Raw genomic sequence first — 15,830 nt, forward strand, 5'->3', positions numbered from 1 at the left:
GACCCTCATTTATTCATTTGGGGTTTCAGCATGATCGGGATCTCGTCGATCCGCCCGGCTTTTTTGCAGTTCTGGTCCATTTGGCGCGGTGGCTGCGGGGTTGCTGCCAGGGGTTGTCATAGGACTTGGTGCTCGTGACCAGGCCCAACTGGGTATCCAGGGGACCGTAGCCGGCGTTGATGATGGATCTTCGGATCGCCTCGTAAAGCTCCACCGTATCGATGTTGGACGGACATACGAAATGGCATTGGCGACAGGTGCTGCATTCATACAGGTCCCTGGCAAAATTGCGAATGTACGCATCGGACACGGGTTGCGGACAAAAAAGCTTGGCCAGAAAGGAGCCGGGTTTGAAAATCTTCAACAAGAGGCTGTTTTGGGCGTTGATGATTTTTCTCAGCTTCCTGAGCTTGCCCCTGGGCGTGATATCCTCTTTTTTATCGAAAACGTACACGGGGCACCACTTGACGCATTCGCCGCACCGGGTGCAGGCGTCCGCCTCCATCAGTTGCAAACGGCTGAGGTTGCTGAAATCGATTTTTTGGGTTTCCTTTTTCTCTTCACTCATTGAAGCGTCCTCTCGAAAGCAATGCCAAGACAGGCGTTAATACCGGGTATAATGCTGCTCCGTGGAAACGGATGCAAAGGTGATGGGAGACGTGAAGACGTGCTTGAACTTGCTGAAGGGAATGTAGGCGATAAACCCCAGGCAGAGCAGCGCGTGGAGATAGAAGAAAAGGCCCAGGCTCGCCTCGGTCGGATTCAGACGGGTCACGTAAGGCACCAGCCACAATACGGCAAAGGAGTATGGCGCATCGGCCGCTGGATGGACCACCAGGCGAAAGGCCTCGCAAATGAATCCCGTGACCGTGGCGGCGAACAAAAACCAGATCGCCACCACGTCTTCCCACACCGTGTGAAAGATGGCAGGTTTCAGAACGTAGCGCCGGAAAAGGGCCGCCACCACGCCGAGCAGCAGCACCAGGCCCCAGAAATCCCCCCACAGGGCCAGAAAGAAACTGCCCGTCCCATCTTTAAAAAAGTGGAAAACCGGGGAATCGTGGGGGACTATCCAGGTGAGCACGCCGTCGATGCTGGTGAGGAGAAAAAGGCAGAAAAATCCATAAAACATGCATAGATGAATGATCCAGGCAAGCACGCCTGACTTATAAATCTGCGTTTGCAGGAAAACGGACGTGATCAGGCTGCCGATCCATTTTGCCGGCGCCTTCTCCTGGTGACTTTTGCTTTTTCCAAGATTCCAGATATGCACCAGGCACCCGACACCGAACATGAAGATAAGAATCGCGATGAAGGCCAGTGTGTAAAAAAACGGTCCGGTTTGATAATGCATCTTACCCCCTTATGCGTTTGCTTTGTGTTCCGAAGTACATGTTCATAAATATGCGTGACACCCGGTTGAGCGCGCCAAAAAGCCAGGCGGCATCCGTGCTCGTGTCGTTGTCGGCATTGACCCCGGCCTTGATCTGCCTTACGCGCGCGGTGATCTTCTCAAGTGTGGAAACCATGGCCCGCGCATCGTCTGCGGCAATGATGGCCATTTTATTTTTTTCAAAATAGTTCAGCCGCTTCCACATGCTTTGGATGAACTCCCGGATCTTGCCGGGCTCGTACACCTTATTGCCGATCCGCCAGGTCACCGACGTCATTTCGAGGCTGACGGCCACGATGCGGGCATTGCTCAATTCCCTTTTGATTTTCCGTATGAAGTCCGGGGTCTCTGCTGGCCGTAGTGTTTGTTCGGCCGAAGGGTCAGGGCGCTTGCTATGGACCGGTGCGCAATCCTGATAAATACAATCCGCCACGATCTTGTTGGCCTGGGGCACATGGGGATGTTCCAGGTGGGGCCCGAAAAGATAGAGGCAGCCGTCCCCCATTTTTCTGCGAATAACGGCGGCCTTGTTGTGCAGGGTCTGGTCCGCGATGCGCCGGTCCACCATGAACACCGTCTCTTGGGTGTAACCGTCATACCAGGCCAGGATGTCCTTGGCGTCGGGTGTGTTCATTCCCGGACCGCCGTACAAGGGCGCGTCGACCCTGCCGTCGTGATGGATCAGGCCGTTTTTGCGGGTTCTCAGGCGAACGTTTCCCCGGACCGGATGGAAGATGAAGGAGCAGCCATAGGCGGTGCAGAATTTTTGCTCAAACGCCCTGGCGGTGGGCAAGTGTTTGGCCAGGTTCGTGACGGTGACGTCGACAAAGTTGAACCCGTCGAGCGGCTTTTTGGAGGAGTTCATGGGCAGGTACGCCCCCGCGCAGGAGCCCATGTACAGCCCGCCGTTTTCGATGAACCGCCTCATCTTGAGCGCACCGGGAAGGCCCAGGGCCGCTGCCACGGCAAAGGTGTCCCCGCCGGACATGATCAGCACGTCCAGGGTATCGAGGGCCTCTTGCTGGATTTCTCTCTCCTCCAAGATCCACACGTCGAAAAAGCCCATGCGGTCCAACAGATCCACGAACCACAGCCAGGAGTGGGAGGCCCCGCCGCCTGCGTAAATACCGATCTTCGGGTAGCATATTCCCTGGAGGGAATTTTCCGCGCCACCGAGAAGAATGGCTTTATTGCGCTGCCGGACCTGCCGGTATATTTCTGTGCCGCGTGGTTGCATTCTTATAAATAGTTCCAGTAGGTTTTGTGGATGCGCGTCACGTTTCGAACCGCCTCCTCGACGTCTTGTGTGATCTCCGGAAGATTCTTGGGCATGGCGTAGGGCTCGGGCAGGGGCACCTTGACGTCAAGCGCGCCCGCGACCGTCGCCAGAAAGCCCAGGGGCATCAGTTTCCTGTCCAAACTGAATCCGCCGATGTGCAAAAGCCTTCCCCCGCACAGGCTGTCCGCCAGGCCGGCAAACAAATGGACCGTGTCCCACACCGCCTGGAGGGTCAGCATGAACTGGTTGATGTCGACCGTGAAGTGGCCGCCGTTCAGGCCCGCCAGGATGATCAGCTCCGGCTTGTATTCCGTGACGATGGGAACCACGACTTCGTTGATCGCGAACATAAAATGCCGGTCCGTGGTGTAGGGCGGAAGACAGATGTTGACCGTGTGGCCCCGCCCCGCGCCCCTTCCCACCTGTTCGGGGAAGCCGGTGCCGGGGTAGAGTACCAGGGGATCCTGATGGATATCGATGCAAAGCACTTCCGGGCTTTTGTAGAAGATATTGATCGTGCCGTGGCCGGCGTTGACCGCGTAATCGAAAATCAACACCCGCTTCAGATTGTATTTTTTGCGCATGGCTTCGACCATGATGGCGATATCGTTGACCAGGCAAAATCCGCCGCCAAAGTCGATGCCGGCGTGATGGCCCATCATGCCCAAGACAAAGGCCTTGTCCACGGTATTTTCCATGAGCATTTCCGCGCCCAGGATATCCGCGCCCGCAAAGCGCCGCGCCACGTCGACCATCCCCTTGAAGACGGGCGTGTCCAGGGTGATGGTGCCGCCCCGTTCATTCAAGCCGTTGATGAAATCGACATATGCCGGGGCGTGCACGTCCAAGAGCAGCTCCTTGTCCACCGCCTCGGGTTCGAAAAAGGCCAGATCCGTCTTCTCGCCGAGCGCGTTGTTCTCCTTCACCAGCTTGAAGGCGAGCTTTTCATCCATGCAGTATCCCCTTAAGGGATGGTTGGGGCCGAAATCGTAGTGTTTAAACTGCTCGTGGTGGATGATTCCCGTTTTCATCCGATTCTCCTTAGGTTGGCGGACCGCAAATCATCAGGCAGGCGCGCAAAGACATGGCCAATACGGTCTTTGAATCCGCTTTACTTCCTGGACCATCTCGCCGACCTGTCTGCCGATTGCCGGATCGAATGCCGGCGGGGCCGTTGATGCCGTGACGTTGGATTTCGGACCGCCCAGCATCGCCGATATCATCGCCGTCCAGGCGCGGGCACCACTTTCGGGTTGTACCCTCCCCCCAGGATCAGGATCAGCCGGCTGTCGCAGACCTTTTGCGAAAGATCCGCGATCGAGCGCATCATCTGCTGAAAGCCGTTGATGCTCAGACGCAACTGACTCAGGGGATCGTCGACATGGGCATCCAGCCCGCCGTTGGCGACGATGAGATCGGGCGCGAAGTCCATGGCCACCGGCAGGATCACCTCTTGGAAGGCGCGCATGAAATCCTCGTCCGAGGCCCCCGGAGGCATGGGCAGGTTAATGGTATGGCCCTGGCCCGCATCGACACCGATCTGGTAGGCAAACCCCTTGCCCGGAAACAGGGTCATGGGATCCTGGTGAAGATCGACGCACAGGACGTCCGGGCAGTCGTAATAGATGTCCTGGGTGCCGTCACCGCAGTGGGCGTCGTAATCGATGGCCATGATTTTTTGAACCGGGTAGTACTTCCGGAGATATTCGATCATCACGGCGATGTCGTTGATCATGCAGAAACCGCCGCCGAAATCATAGCCCGCGTGATGCGCCCCCAGGCCCGGCACCACCACCCGGCGCACCATGTTTTCGGCGATCAGCCGGCCGGCGAGAATATTGGCCCCGGCAAAAAGTCGGGCGATATCGTACAGTCCCGGCGGAATCGGTGTATCAAGGGTGATCATGCCGCCGGTCTCATTGATGCCGCGGATGAAGCCAAGATATTGTTCGCCATGCACGGCCTCGATACACGCCTCGTCGGCCGGTTTGGGCCGCATGAAGGTAATCTCTGATTTTCTTGCCGATAGATCCTTGTGTCCGAAAACCTCGGGTAGATGTTTGTACCGCTCGCCGGTAAAGGGATGGTCGCTGCCGAGCGCGTATTTGCGAAAGTCATCGTGAAAAACAATGGCGGTTTTCATGCGGTCTTTCCCATTAAACGGATTTGGCACATCTGAAACCGATGTAATTGTCGCAATAGTCGGGGGCTTTATGAAAACGCATGGCGCAGCGCACGGAAAATTCGCCATGGATCCATGCCCCGCCCTTCAACACCCGGTGCTGGCCGGCATCGGGACCTGGCGGATTTTGCGTTTCCGAGACCTTGTAATACTGGTCGTCGTACCAGTCGGCGGTCCACTCCCAGACGTTGCCGGCCATGTGGAGGCACCCAAAAGGGCTTTTCCCCATGTCGAAGCATTCCACGGTCGTGGTTGCCCCCATGCCGCCGCAGGCGCATTTTTCCCTGTCCCAGGTATTTCCCCAGGGCCAGGTCCGGCCGTCGGTTCCCCGGGCCGCCTTTTCCCATTCCGCTTCGGTCGGCAGCCGTTTGCCCGCCCACTGGCAAAAGGCCAGGGCGTCCTCGAAGGTAACCAGAACCACCGGGTGATTTGCTTTTCCCTCGGGATAGGTGTTGTCGATCCAATCGTATTTTTGCGACCAGAGCTTGCCCACGTAGGGCGCGGCGTGTCCGGTTTCATCGATGAATTGTTTATACTCGGCGTTGGTGACCGGATGTTCGTCCATGAGATAGGTTTCCAGATACACTTCCCGTTGCGGGCTTTCGTCGTAGTTTCCATCTTCACTTCCCCGTAAGAACGGTCCGGCGGGTATTTCGATCATATCATTCTCCTGAGCAAAAACAGTGCATTAAGTCTATTAGAGGGCGGACATCAGCATTTGCTTCTCCCGGGCAACGATTTCCCGGATCACATCGCTGCTGAGATGCGCGATATGATAATAGGACATCCGTTTCATGAGAATCTCCTTGTAAATCTGTTGTTTTTGTTGGTTTGCACCGTTTTTTCCACGTCGATAAAAATCATGTGAAGCTTGTTGATCCACGCCTGGTTCGTGAGGTTGACGAGTTCCTTCTCGATGGTGCCCTCGGCCGTGAGCGGCACATTCGCGCGGCCATCGGAAAGCAGCACCAGCACCGGCAAGGACTCCCGGTTTCTTCTCTTTTCGATCAACAGCAGCTCGATTCCCTTCTGCAACCCGGCCGAAAGCGGTGTCGGCCCGCCGGTGCCCAGCGCCTTGAGGCATTTGATACCCCAGTCCAGGCTGTTGCAAATGGGAAGAATCACTTCGGCTTTGTGTTCCCGGAAGGCCACCAGCCCGACTTTGTCCCGTTTCTGGTATGAATCGATAAGCATGGAAAAGATCGCACCCTTGGCGCTCTCCATCCGCTCGTAGGTGAACATGGAACCACTCGCGTCGACGACAAAAACCGTGGGCGTCGACACCTTGCCGATCCTGATCTTTTCTCTTACATCCTGTTTTCGTATCGTTAGTCTGCATGTCGGATTCGTTTTCGGTTCACAATGGATGCAGGCGGACCGGATGGTCGCGTCCAAGGCGACATCCCTGATTTTATCAACGGGCTTGCGGGAGCGGACATATGTTCCGCGGATGGCGGAAAGGGTTCGGATCCGGCGACCCGACACCTTTTTGCGCTCCATTTTATCTTTTTCGACATACTTGATTCTTTTCGCGTCAATCCGGCTGCCGACCGCGACGACCTGCTCCTCCTCTGAAACGCTCTCGGATCGAATGAGATGCCCTTCATCGCTCTCCTTCGCATGGCTCGCCGGTCTCCTCAGTTTGCGGGAATTTCGATTTTTTTTTTCCAATCCTCGATTTTTTATCCAGTTTGTCCCGGTTCAGCACGGGCGGTTCAAAAGGCAGTCTTCGCATCCGATGGGGAAGCGTCAGGGCCATCGCCGCCTTCACGTCGGCGACGTGAACCGCTGTTCTTCCTTCCAACGCCGCAATGGTGATGCTCGTTCTCAGGGTTGCGATTTCGGCACGGTGGGTTTTGATTTCCAGATCCTGGCAAACGGATATGATCATCTCGATCAGGTTCTCATGGATCTCCACCTGGTTGAGCAGCGCCATGGCGTTCGTGATTTTTTGCGCCGTCTCCTTTTGCTGGTCTTCAAAGGCTTGCATGACGGCCAGGGGGTCCTTGTCGAAGTCATTGATGCGGTGGACAATGGCGATTCTTTCCTTGGCGTCATTCAGTTCGCCGACGGTGACCTGCAGGCCGAAGCGGTCCAACAGCTGGGGCCGCAGCTCGCCTTCTTCCGGATTCATCGTGCCGATCAGGGAGAAGTTGGCGGGATGCCGCACGGTAATGCCCTCCCGTTCAATGGTGTTCACCCCCAGGGCCGCGGAATCCAGAAGAAGGTCAGCGATATGATCGTCCAGCAGATTGACTTCGTCGACGTAGAGAATACCCCGGTTCGTGGCGGCCAGAAGCCCGGGTTCAAGGGCCTTGATGCCTTCCCGGATGGCCTTTTCGATATCAAGGGTGCCGACAACCCGGTCCTCGGTGGCGCCCAGGGGAAGATTGATCACCCGGACCTTTCTTTTGAGGATGTCAAATGGCTCCCGTTGTTCATATTTGGACAGACACGCGAAACACATGGTTTCCGGATTGCAGGGATCGCAACTGAAGGCGCAGTCCTCGACCACGTCGATTTCCGGCAGCAGCTCCGCCAGCCCACGCACCGCCGTGGATTTTGCGGTCCCCTTTTCGCCCCTGATCAGCACGCCGCCGATTTTGGGATTGATGACGTTCAGGATGAGGGCCTTTTTTCATTTCCGCCTGACCGATGATCGCGGTAAAGGGAAGAACCCGGCAGCTGCATGAGATCATGATGAAGGCTTTCCTGCTTTGGTTGGTGAATAGGAGCGGTTAGCCGCTAAGGGCTAACCGCTCACGTTCCGGATCAGTTGCTAAGATAGTCGGGAAGATTCGCCTCTTTGGAGATGTTTTCGGGCATCTTCCCATGAAACAGGGCCTCCTCGTCGACCTCGGTGTAGCCCAGGAGCTTCAGCCGCTCCCTGAACTCCTCTTCCTCGAACTCACCGAACCCGATCAGAACGCCGTCGTCATCCAAGCGGCCCTTTTCCTTCCACCATTCATCTTCATCCAGGTGTTTCGTCTCCCGCCAGAAACCCAAACTTCGTCTGAGGGTCCGCTGGTAGGGAATGGCCGCGCTGAAATCGGTTTTGACCCCGGGCTTGAGCAGTTCATCGTCGTGTTTGCCGTCGACCAGTTCCTCGAAATAGGTGTCGATATCGAACCCCATTTCCTCGGCCGCGGACTTCTGCAAGTCGTCCCAACCGCGTTCCTTGAAAAAATTGATCTCCTTGGGGGTGAACAGGTAGCGGCAGGTATGTTCCTTTTCATAATAGTATTTATGCTTATCCATGCTCTGCTCGCCGGGAATGACGGTTCCCAGAGCCCCGATATAGCCGCCAAGCCTGGCGTTGTTCTTGCGGTTCTGCCACAGCCCGTTATTGGCGATCAACGGAATGAACCAACCCCTTTCATTGGCGATCTCAATGGCCTTGAGTACGATCTCGCCCCTTGAAATATGGGCAAAGCAAAAGGGATGGTTGATATCACCGGACCAATTCATGAAGTTGTCCGGCCGCATCAGTTCTCTGGGAAGCTTGTCCTTCTGGGATGCGACCTCGGGATCACGGGAAACGATGCCGTCACCCATGCGCCAGTTCAGCCCCTGGTTGATGTTGGTTTTGAAAAAGACGACCGGGTTTCCCTGAAGCTGGATGGAAGAGCACCCCGGCGCGATCATCTGTTGCGCCATGGAGAGACCTTCCCCATAAAACCAGTCCAGCATGGCGGCGGCCTGTTTCCTTCTGACCCCCTTGGTGATGTCGATTCTCTTTTCAACCCCCAGGGCCGCCCGGTCTTCCATTTTGCCGAGCTGTTCCTTGGCATCCTCTGCCAGCGGTTCCGGCATCACGGTCTGAAAGCGGGGCAGCTCCACTGCTTTGTAGCGTTGTCTTTCACCGCCCAAATCTACCATTTCCATCGCCATTGGTTTCCTCCTTTACAGGTCACGATTTTTCTCGGTTAGCATGCTCCCTTGGGTCCCTTTTGCGTGCTGACGGCATCGCCGATGGGGACCAGGTCGTCCTCGCGGGCGCCACTGCTCACGGCCATGAGCTGGACGAGATCGACCACCTTCAGCTCGGAGGACGATCCCTTGATGGCGTCCCGGATGTTCTGCTCGCAGAAGGGGCAGGTGGTGACGATGTATTCCGCACCGATGCCTTCGGCTTCGTGGATACGCTCGATGCCGATGCTTTGGGCCAGGTCCGGATACCCGCTTTTCACCCCGCCACCGCAACCGCAGCAAAGGGAGTACTTTCGGTTACGCTCCATATCCTCGAAGGTTACCCCGGGAATACTCTGGAGCATCTCCCTGGGCGTTTCGTAAACATGGCAATGCCGGCCCAGATGGCAGGGGTCGTGGTAGGTGGCTTTGAATTTAAACCCATTGCCGAAAGAGAGTTTGCCTTCTTCAAGGAGCCGTTTCGCGTAGATGCTGGTGTGGATGATTTCAGCCTTGATCTTGGGCACATCGTCTTCGTACTCGGACAACTCGTCGTAGTCCTGAAACATGGTCTTGAAGCATCCCGCACAGGAGGTGACGATGGTTTTGAGGCCATAATTGTCGTAAAGATCGTTCAGCAGTTCCACGTTGCGTTTGGCAATGGACTTGAACACGCCTTGCTCGCCGGTTCGCATGGCGATGGAGCCACAGCAGATCTCTTTCTCTCCCAGATACCCCCAGTTGACCCCGACCTTATCCAGAAGCTGGGCCGTGGCCAGGACCACGTCCTGAAGCGTCTGGTCCAAGGGCGCCGTGCAACCGTGGAAGAGAAGCACATCGATGTTCTCCATTTTCTTGCCCAGGTTCTTCCCGGAAAGATTCTTTTTTCTGGCCCAGTTAGCCTTGGCGCGCCGTGGTTGGCCCCAGGGGTTGTCGTAGTTGGAGAGGCTGCCCAGCAACATGCGGTGCCCCTCCAAATGCGCGAAACCCATCTCCATGAGGTCGGCCCGCAGGTTTTCAAAGGTGTTGGCCCGGTCATTGACCCGGGTAATCGGCCAGCTTTGGGTTTCCGTATGGGTGGAGTGGCAGACTTCCGTGCATGCGTTGCAGGTGGTACACATGAAGACGCTGTCCACCAGTTCCTGGGAGGCTCGAGCCGGCCCTCCAGCAGCGCCCGGATCGCCTGCATGCGGCCGCGGGGCAGAAACACCTCGAACTTATTGCCGTGGTTGAAAACCGGACACGCGCCGAAGATGCCCGCCAGCATTCTGTTGTCGTTCAGACAGGAGCCGCACTGCATGCACCATTCATAGGATCGGGGATCCATCTCCTCCAGGTTATGAAATTGGGTGCGGTAGAGTTTTCTTTTTCCTTTCTCATGTTTTCCCACTCCTTATCGCTTAATCATTGAAATGAAACTTGCCGGGGCTCAAGATGCCGTTGGGATCCAGCGTGTCTTTGATGGATTTTAAGAACTTGAGGTAATTTGCTTCGTAGTAGCCGTTTTCCACCATGTACTGGCTGTAGAGGGGGCCCGTCCAGATGGGCATCCCGCCGGCGTCCATGATGCACCGGGCGTCTTCCATGCGCAGGTCATAGCGCGTTTTTTCCGCGTCCGGCAGTTCCGGAATTTCATCCCGGGTGGGGCACCCGCTGACCAGTTTCACGCCACCACCGACCGGCGATAGGATGATGCCGGGAATGGGCATGTTGGAATCCTGGTAATCGACCAAGCGTTCATCGTAGTTTTTAAAATTCTCCTCCAGGCCTTGGATGAGCCCGTCCCAGTGCACATCGATGATGTTGAACGCGGCGCCCGGACCACCGGCCGCCCCCCAGAACCAATGGGCATAAGACCAGTTACCGGTCTTCCATAGAAGCCATTCCGCGTAATTCCCCTCCTCGATGGTATCGCCGAACACCTTGCAACCGTATTTTTCGCAAATGTCATCCAGTGTTTTCAGATTGGCGTCGAGCTCTTCCTGGGAATGACCGCACGCGATCAATCCCAATGCACCATTTTGATTGATCTTTCCCGGCTCCAGCGCGCGTGTCCACGGTTCGTAGAATTCCGCACCCGCCAGGAAGTTGAAGCAGACGTAATTGAAGTAGGCGATGGAGTGGATACCGGGGTTGCCAAGCTGCTCCCATTCCTTGCAGATGGCTACGGCGTTGCGGATATCCTTGATCAGGTCCACATCCTCCCCATTGGCACCGGTCCGGTCGTCGCCGGGGACCAGGTAGGTTTTGCACTTCCAGAATTTCGGCATGGGAAATATCTGCAGGGAAATCTTGGTTTTGATCCCGAGAATGCCGGGGTCTCCGATAAACATGCCCGTGAGGTCCGGCCCGCCGAGAAATCTTCCGCCGAACCACGGCCGGCCTTTCGGATTCGCGGCGGAACCCGTGTTGATGATCTCGCCGGTGGGCAACACCACCTCAACACTCGCCACCAGTCGGCCGGGCCCCATGAACATGGTCTCGCCGCCGCCGCCCACCGACGCGTTGGCCACGGCGCCGCCCACGGTGGCCGCACTGTTGGCCGGACCCAGTTGGCCGGGATAATAGCCTTGTTTCAGCAGTGCGGTCGTCAACTGCCCCATTTGGACGCCCGCCTGAACCGTGGCCACCGCGTGATCCAAGTCGATATCCAGGATCTTGTTCATCCGCTTGTTGAGGTCGATCAGGATCACGCCTTCTTTGGTGGGCTTTGCGCCCATGGAGAGATCCGCGCCGGTCCCCCTGGCCAGAATGGGTACCTTGAACGCGTTGGCAATTTTAACGATGCCGGAAACCTCTTCCGTGGTCGCGGGCAGGACCACCGCCGCCGGTGCCTGGCGACCCGAAACCGAATCCAGGCTTTTGCCGTAAGGTTGCACGATAAAATCCGCATCCGAGCAGTAGTCCTTGCCCACGACCTCGGACAACTTGTCCATGATCTTTTTGTCTAACGCCATTGAACATTCCTCCTTTTAATCCATTGGGTAACGAATGTTGTTGCCTGCGTCCCGTCGCTAATGCCAATCGTTTTTTGCGGTATCCATTCCAGCCGATGCCGACGCGCCGTCATTCTTGATCAGGATTGAAGTTCAGGAATGTCCTTGTAGTATTCCAGCGCTTCGGGGTTGGACAACGCGTCGCGATTCGTAATCTCTTCATTGTGAATGACCTTTCTCACGGCGACTTCCACTTTTTTCATGTTCAGGGTATAGGGAATGCCCTCGACCGCGATGATTTTTGAAGGAATATGGCGCGGAGACGCGTTCAGCTTGATGGCGGTCCGTATTTTGGCCTTAAGGTCGTCGGTCAGCGTGTAACCGTCCTTCATCAGGACAAACAAAATAACCCTGACGTCTCCCTTCCACTTTTGCCCGACCACCACGCTGTCCTGGATTTCATCAAAGGATTCGATCTGCCGGTAAATCTCGGCGGTGCCGATCCGGACGCCGCCGGGGTTGAGGGTGGCGTCGGAACGGCCGTGGATGACGACGCCGCCCGTATCGGTGATGTTGATATAGTCGCCGTGACACCAAATATTGGGATATTTATCGAAGTAAGCGCTCTGGTAGCGGCTTCCGTCCGGGTCGTTCCAAAAGTAAATCGGCATGCTGGGAAAGGGCGCCTCGCAAACCAGTTCCCCCTTTTCCCCGATCACCGGCTCCCCGTTTTCGTTGTAGGCCTTGACCTTCATGCCAAGGCACCTGGCCTGGAGCTCTCCCCGGAAAACCGGGCCGATGGGGTTGGCCCCGACAAAACACCCGTTCAAGTCCGACCCACCAGAGATAGAAGCGAGCTGCACGTCTTCTTTGATATCCCGATGCACGAAATCGAATTGCTCGGGGGACAGGGGCGAGCCGGTGGAGAGAATGGTTCGGATGGAACGCAAGTCAAACAGGGCGCCGGGCTTGATGCCGCTGGCCTCCAGGGCCTGGAGGTAACCGGCGCTGGTGCCGAAGACGGTGATTTTCTCTTCTTCGGCCATTTTCCACAAGGTGCTGGCATCCGGATAAAAGGGATTGCCGTCATAAAGGACGAGGGTCGCGCCAATGGAAAGGGCGCTGGTCAACCAGTTCCACATCATCCAGCCACAGGTGGTAAAGTAGAAGATGGTGTCTTCCCGCTTGAGATCCGTGTTCAGTCGCATTTCCTTCATCTGGTTGATCAGGATGCCCGCGGTGCTTTGCACCATGCATTTGGGCAGGCCGGTGGTTCCCGAGGAATACATGATGTACAGGGGCTGATCCGGCGGGAGCTGTTCGAATTCGATCTTCTCGCCGCTGAATCCGGCAACGAAGTTTCGTAGGCCACCGCGTTGGGGATGATGCCGATGTCGGGTTGCGCTTCGGTATAAGGAATGACGATGACCTTTTCAATGGAGGGGATCTTCTCGACAATTCCGGCCACCCGCTCCAGGGAGCTGAGTTTCTTGTTCTTGTAATAGTACCCGTCAGCGATGAAAAGGATCCGCGGCTGAATCTGTCCGAAGCGGTCAAACACCCCGTTGATCCCGAAGTCCGGCGAGCAGGAAGACCACGTGGCACCCACGCTCACGGCTGCGAGCATGGCGATGATGGCTTCCGGCATATTGGGGATGAACCCGGCGACGCGGTCGCCCGGCTTGATGCCGTATTCTCGCAATGCGTTGGAAAGCTTGGCCACCCGTTCAAAAAGGTCTGCGTAGGTCAATTTCCGAGTGACGACGGCTTCTCCCCGGAAGACGAGCGCGACCCGGTCATCCCGGAAACGCAGCAGGTTTTCGGCAAAGTTGAGCCTGGCACCCTCGAACCATTTGGCGCCCGGCATTATGGTTGCGTCATCCACGACCCGGTCGAATTTCCGGGAAGCCTTGATTTCGAGGAAATCCCATAAATCCCCCCAGAAGTCGGAAAGATGATCAACCGACCATTGGTAGAGATCACCATAGGAGCCGATGTTCAACCGATGGTTCGCGTTGACGGCATTGATAAACTTCATCATGTTCGACTTCTGGACCGTCTCCGGCGTGGGTTCCCACATGATTCTCGATTCACCCATTTCTTTCTCCTGATTCCCTTCTTGCTTAAAATTGATCGTCTCGTTAAAAGCCAAAATCCTTGAATTTCGTGGACTCGAGAAGCCCGACGTCAGGAAATCACGGACGCGATCACGTCTTCCAGGGTATCGGCGGATATCTCAAGCTCCGTCCCGGTGGTGACGGCTTCGATCAGCTTTGCTTCCGTGATCTCAGGCGCCATGATCGCAAATATCGGATCGATTCCAAAAATGTAGGCCACCGCTTGGCGCCGCTGCCACCAGGCGGCGTCCGTCGCGCCATCAAAGGCGGCGAACAGGGGCTGGGATGGACACCAGGGGCTGAAGGGCGTTGTTCCCGCGTCTTGCGTGTTTTCCTTTAATCCGGGAACCTGTTTTTGCATGCTTTCAAAATCGCCGGCTCCGCTTTTCTCCAGCATGGCTGCCGCCGCAGTCGGGTCGATCCCGTATTTGTTGCAGGCCTCGATCATCCTGCAGGCCTGCTCGGCCGAAAGATTCAACTTTTTGAAGCCGAGCAACGCGGCGATATCCGTGATCATGACGCCGGGCTCTTCCACATCGGACTCTTTCATGACCGTTGGTGCCTCGTTGTATTTTACAAAGGTATTGTAGGGAAAAGGGGTGTTGAAGGCCGCGCTGTGACGGTGAACCAGGGGGGCGATCCAATCGACGATGTTCTCCGCCCCCATTGCCGCCGGAAACGCGATGCATCCCTTTTTGGCCAACGCGGGATTTTGGGTCAAAAGGGAAACGAGGTCCGTGCATTTGTCGAGAAAATCTTCCGGATCCGCGACTTCCATAAGCCCCATCCCCCGCATGGCGATGGTTTTCAGCTTTTTTTCTCCGAAAAGTCTGCCGAACCCCCACCGGTCGCCGCTTGACCAACAGTTGACCAGCACCTGCGCCGCGTTGGTGTCGACCTCGGCAGCCTTTCCCACCGATAAAAACTGGATCAGCTCATCGCCGAGTTTTCCGCGAAGGCCTTTTTTGTTGTCCACGATTTCCCATGGGGTCATGTCGTAAATCTCGTCAGCAGGCTTGATGTCCGCGATTCCGTCGTGCAGCCAAAGATAGACAGGGGTTTCGGACACGCCCTTGATGACGATATAGTCGAACCCGGCGTACTTAAATTCCATACCGGCGTGCTGGCAGAACGGAGCGTGGCAGACGTTGTTTGTTCTGGGGCTTCTGGCCGTCAGGATACCCAAGGAAGATCCGGGGAACAGGCTTCCGGTGAGCAGCCCGGTTCCGATCACGATGGGATCTTCGTCGGCATATTTCTCATACAGATGCTTTGTAATGCCGATGCCGCCGATCCGTTCGGTTACGAGATCCTCATCCAGTTCATCTTCCATTACTTTACGGCTTGCCAGATCGATCACCGCGATTTTGTCAGCTGAGAGATATTCCATTCTTTTTCGACTCCTTCGTTATTCAACAGAGATGACGTTATGGGGGCAAACCCTTACGCAGAAAGGTCCCTTTTCTTCATTTTCACACAAATCGCAGGCCTCCCTGAGCAAGATGGGTTTGGCGGCCGGGTCGGCTTCCACGTTTTCATCCACGACACCGATGCGTTGGATTTCCACCCTTCGGGCCTGGAAAGGACCAGATTCTCCGGTTCCTTGAGCATGATACCGAAATAATTTTTTTTCTCTCTGTTGCGATAGGTCACGATACTCGACGCGAGCATGGCCAGGGCTTCATCTCGATGGTAGCCGCAGGCCAATTCACATGCCATGCACGACGTGCATTTCAGGGAATCAAATTTTAACCCCATTTTTTATCCTCCTTGGGCGTGTTAAAGATGTTTGGATCTTTTCTCGATCCGAAAATGATAATCCGATTAAGAACATGTATGTGATGCTGAATTTTAAATTGAATTCATTTTCATACTTGACTTCATTTTCTAAAAGCAATCAGGATGCCATCAAGCCAATCTTTATGTTAGCTATTGGATTTATTTATTTTTTGTAGCGATTTAAAGATTTCTGGGTGGGCGGGGACAAAGGGTGAGATGGCTGATTTCAGCCAGT

General features: G+C 55.8%; 15 protein-coding genes. All 15 read right to left on the reverse strand.

What is annotated here, in order from left to right; genetic code table 11:
- Nucleotides 1-25 precede the first annotated feature (25 nt).
- Nucleotides 26-568, reverse strand: a complete 543-nt coding sequence (locus tag JCM12296_RS00925) for a 4Fe-4S dicluster domain-containing protein (protein ID WP_054688913.1) — start codon at nucleotides 566-568, stop codon at nucleotides 26-28.
- Between the two features lie 36 nt (nucleotides 569-604).
- The gene (locus tag JCM12296_RS00930) at nucleotides 605-1,354 is read right to left on the reverse strand and encodes a respiratory nitrate reductase subunit gamma (RefSeq protein WP_054688915.1); all 750 of its coding nucleotides are present in this window, start codon (nucleotides 1,352-1,354) and stop codon (nucleotides 605-607) included.
- A gap of 1 nt (nucleotide 1,355) precedes the next feature.
- The gene (locus JCM12296_RS00935; RefSeq protein WP_054688917.1) at nucleotides 1,356-2,630 is read right to left on the reverse strand and encodes a BPL-N domain-containing protein; all 1,275 of its coding nucleotides are present in this window, start codon (nucleotides 2,628-2,630) and stop codon (nucleotides 1,356-1,358) included.
- A gap of 2 nt (nucleotides 2,631-2,632) precedes the next feature.
- Nucleotides 2,633-3,703, reverse strand: coding sequence for a histone deacetylase family protein (locus JCM12296_RS00940; protein WP_054688918.1), 1,071 nt, complete (start codon nucleotides 3,701-3,703; stop codon nucleotides 2,633-2,635).
- Between the two features lie 188 nt (nucleotides 3,704-3,891).
- On the reverse strand, nucleotides 3,892-4,815 hold the full coding sequence (locus JCM12296_RS00945) for a histone deacetylase family protein (RefSeq protein ID WP_054688919.1): 924 nt from the start codon (nucleotides 4,813-4,815) through the stop codon (nucleotides 3,892-3,894).
- Between the two features lie 13 nt (nucleotides 4,816-4,828).
- Nucleotides 4,829-5,515, reverse strand: a complete 687-nt coding sequence (locus tag JCM12296_RS00950) for a formylglycine-generating enzyme family protein (RefSeq protein WP_054688922.1) — start codon at nucleotides 5,513-5,515, stop codon at nucleotides 4,829-4,831.
- 131 nt (nucleotides 5,516-5,646) lie between these two features.
- Nucleotides 5,647-6,525, reverse strand: a complete 879-nt coding sequence (locus tag JCM12296_RS00955) for a VWA domain-containing protein (RefSeq protein WP_054688924.1) — start codon at nucleotides 6,523-6,525, stop codon at nucleotides 5,647-5,649.
- Nucleotides 6,458-7,447 (reverse strand): magnesium chelatase ATPase subunit I, encoded by a 990-nt coding sequence (locus JCM12296_RS00960; protein ID WP_246803885.1) that lies wholly within the window; start codon nucleotides 7,445-7,447, stop codon nucleotides 6,458-6,460. Before JCM12296_RS00960 ends, JCM12296_RS00955 begins: the two co-directional genes overlap by 68 nt.
- Nucleotides 7,448-7,626: 179 nt before the next feature.
- Nucleotides 7,627-8,739, reverse strand: a complete 1,113-nt coding sequence (locus tag JCM12296_RS00965; RefSeq protein WP_157067273.1) for a hypothetical protein — start codon at nucleotides 8,737-8,739, stop codon at nucleotides 7,627-7,629.
- A 41-nt stretch (nucleotides 8,740-8,780) separates the two neighbouring features.
- Nucleotides 8,781-9,899, reverse strand: a complete 1,119-nt coding sequence (locus JCM12296_RS00970; RefSeq protein ID WP_054688927.1) for a (Fe-S)-binding protein — start codon at nucleotides 9,897-9,899, stop codon at nucleotides 8,781-8,783.
- Nucleotides 9,900-10,163: 264 nt separating this feature from the next.
- Complete coding sequence (locus tag JCM12296_RS00975) at nucleotides 10,164-11,720, reverse strand: FAD-binding oxidoreductase (protein ID WP_054688929.1); 1,557 nt, start codon at nucleotides 11,718-11,720, stop codon at nucleotides 10,164-10,166.
- A gap of 119 nt (nucleotides 11,721-11,839) precedes the next feature.
- Nucleotides 11,840-13,030, reverse strand: coding sequence for an acetoacetate--CoA ligase (locus JCM12296_RS46875; RefSeq protein WP_281491891.1), 1,191 nt, complete (start codon nucleotides 13,028-13,030; stop codon nucleotides 11,840-11,842).
- The gene (locus JCM12296_RS46880) at nucleotides 12,925-13,797 is read right to left on the reverse strand and encodes an AMP-binding protein (RefSeq protein ID WP_281491889.1); all 873 of its coding nucleotides are present in this window, start codon (nucleotides 13,795-13,797) and stop codon (nucleotides 12,925-12,927) included. Before JCM12296_RS46880 ends, JCM12296_RS46875 begins: the two co-directional genes overlap by 106 nt.
- Before the next feature lie 89 nt (nucleotides 13,798-13,886).
- A complete protein-coding gene (locus JCM12296_RS00985; RefSeq protein WP_054688931.1) occupies nucleotides 13,887-15,206 on the reverse strand; it encodes an aldehyde ferredoxin oxidoreductase N-terminal domain-containing protein in 1,320 nt (439 codons plus the stop codon).
- 53 nt (nucleotides 15,207-15,259) lie between these two features.
- Nucleotides 15,260-15,574, reverse strand: coding sequence for a 4Fe-4S dicluster domain-containing protein (locus JCM12296_RS37700; RefSeq protein WP_157067274.1), 315 nt, complete (start codon nucleotides 15,572-15,574; stop codon nucleotides 15,260-15,262).
- Nucleotides 15,575-15,830: the final 256 nt, after the last annotated feature.

It is taken from the genome of Desulfosarcina cetonica JCM 12296 (assembly GCF_001311845.1).
Taxonomy (GTDB): Bacteria; Desulfobacterota; Desulfobacteria; order Desulfobacterales; family Desulfosarcinaceae; genus Desulfosarcina; species Desulfosarcina cetonica.

Bases quoted from the DNA above. Each gene is read 5' to 3' on its own strand.
- JCM12296_RS00975 (WP_054688929.1), bottom strand. From the start codon at position 11,720: ATGGCGTTAGACAAAAAGATCATGGACAAGTTGTCCGAGGTCGTGGGC.
- JCM12296_RS00950 (WP_054688922.1), bottom strand. From the start codon at position 5,515: ATGATCGAAATACCCGCCGGACCGTTCTTACGGGGAAGTGAAGATGGA.
- JCM12296_RS46880 (WP_281491889.1), bottom strand. From the start codon at position 13,797: ATGGGTGAATCGAGAATCATGTGGGAACCCACGCCGGAGACGGTCCAG.
- JCM12296_RS00945 (WP_054688919.1), bottom strand. From the start codon at position 4,815: ATGAAAACCGCCATTGTTTTTCACGATGACTTTCGCAAATACGCGCTC.
- JCM12296_RS37700 (WP_157067274.1), bottom strand. From the start codon at position 15,574: ATGGGGTTAAAATTTGATTCCCTGAAATGCACGTCGTGCATGGCATGT.
- JCM12296_RS00965 (WP_157067273.1), bottom strand. From the start codon at position 8,739: ATGGAAATGGTAGATTTGGGCGGTGAAAGACAACGCTACAAAGCAGTG.
- JCM12296_RS00935 (WP_054688917.1), bottom strand. From the start codon at position 2,630: ATGCAACCACGCGGCACAGAAATATACCGGCAGGTCCGGCAGCGCAAT.
- JCM12296_RS00930 (WP_054688915.1), bottom strand. From the start codon at position 1,354: ATGCATTATCAAACCGGACCGTTTTTTTACACACTGGCCTTCATCGCG.
- JCM12296_RS00985 (WP_054688931.1), bottom strand. From the start codon at position 15,206: ATGGAATATCTCTCAGCTGACAAAATCGCGGTGATCGATCTGGCAAGC.
- JCM12296_RS00940 (WP_054688918.1), bottom strand. From the start codon at position 3,703: ATGAAAACGGGAATCATCCACCACGAGCAGTTTAAACACTACGATTTC.
- JCM12296_RS00925 (WP_054688913.1), bottom strand. From the start codon at position 568: ATGAGTGAAGAGAAAAAGGAAACCCAAAAAATCGATTTCAGCAACCTC.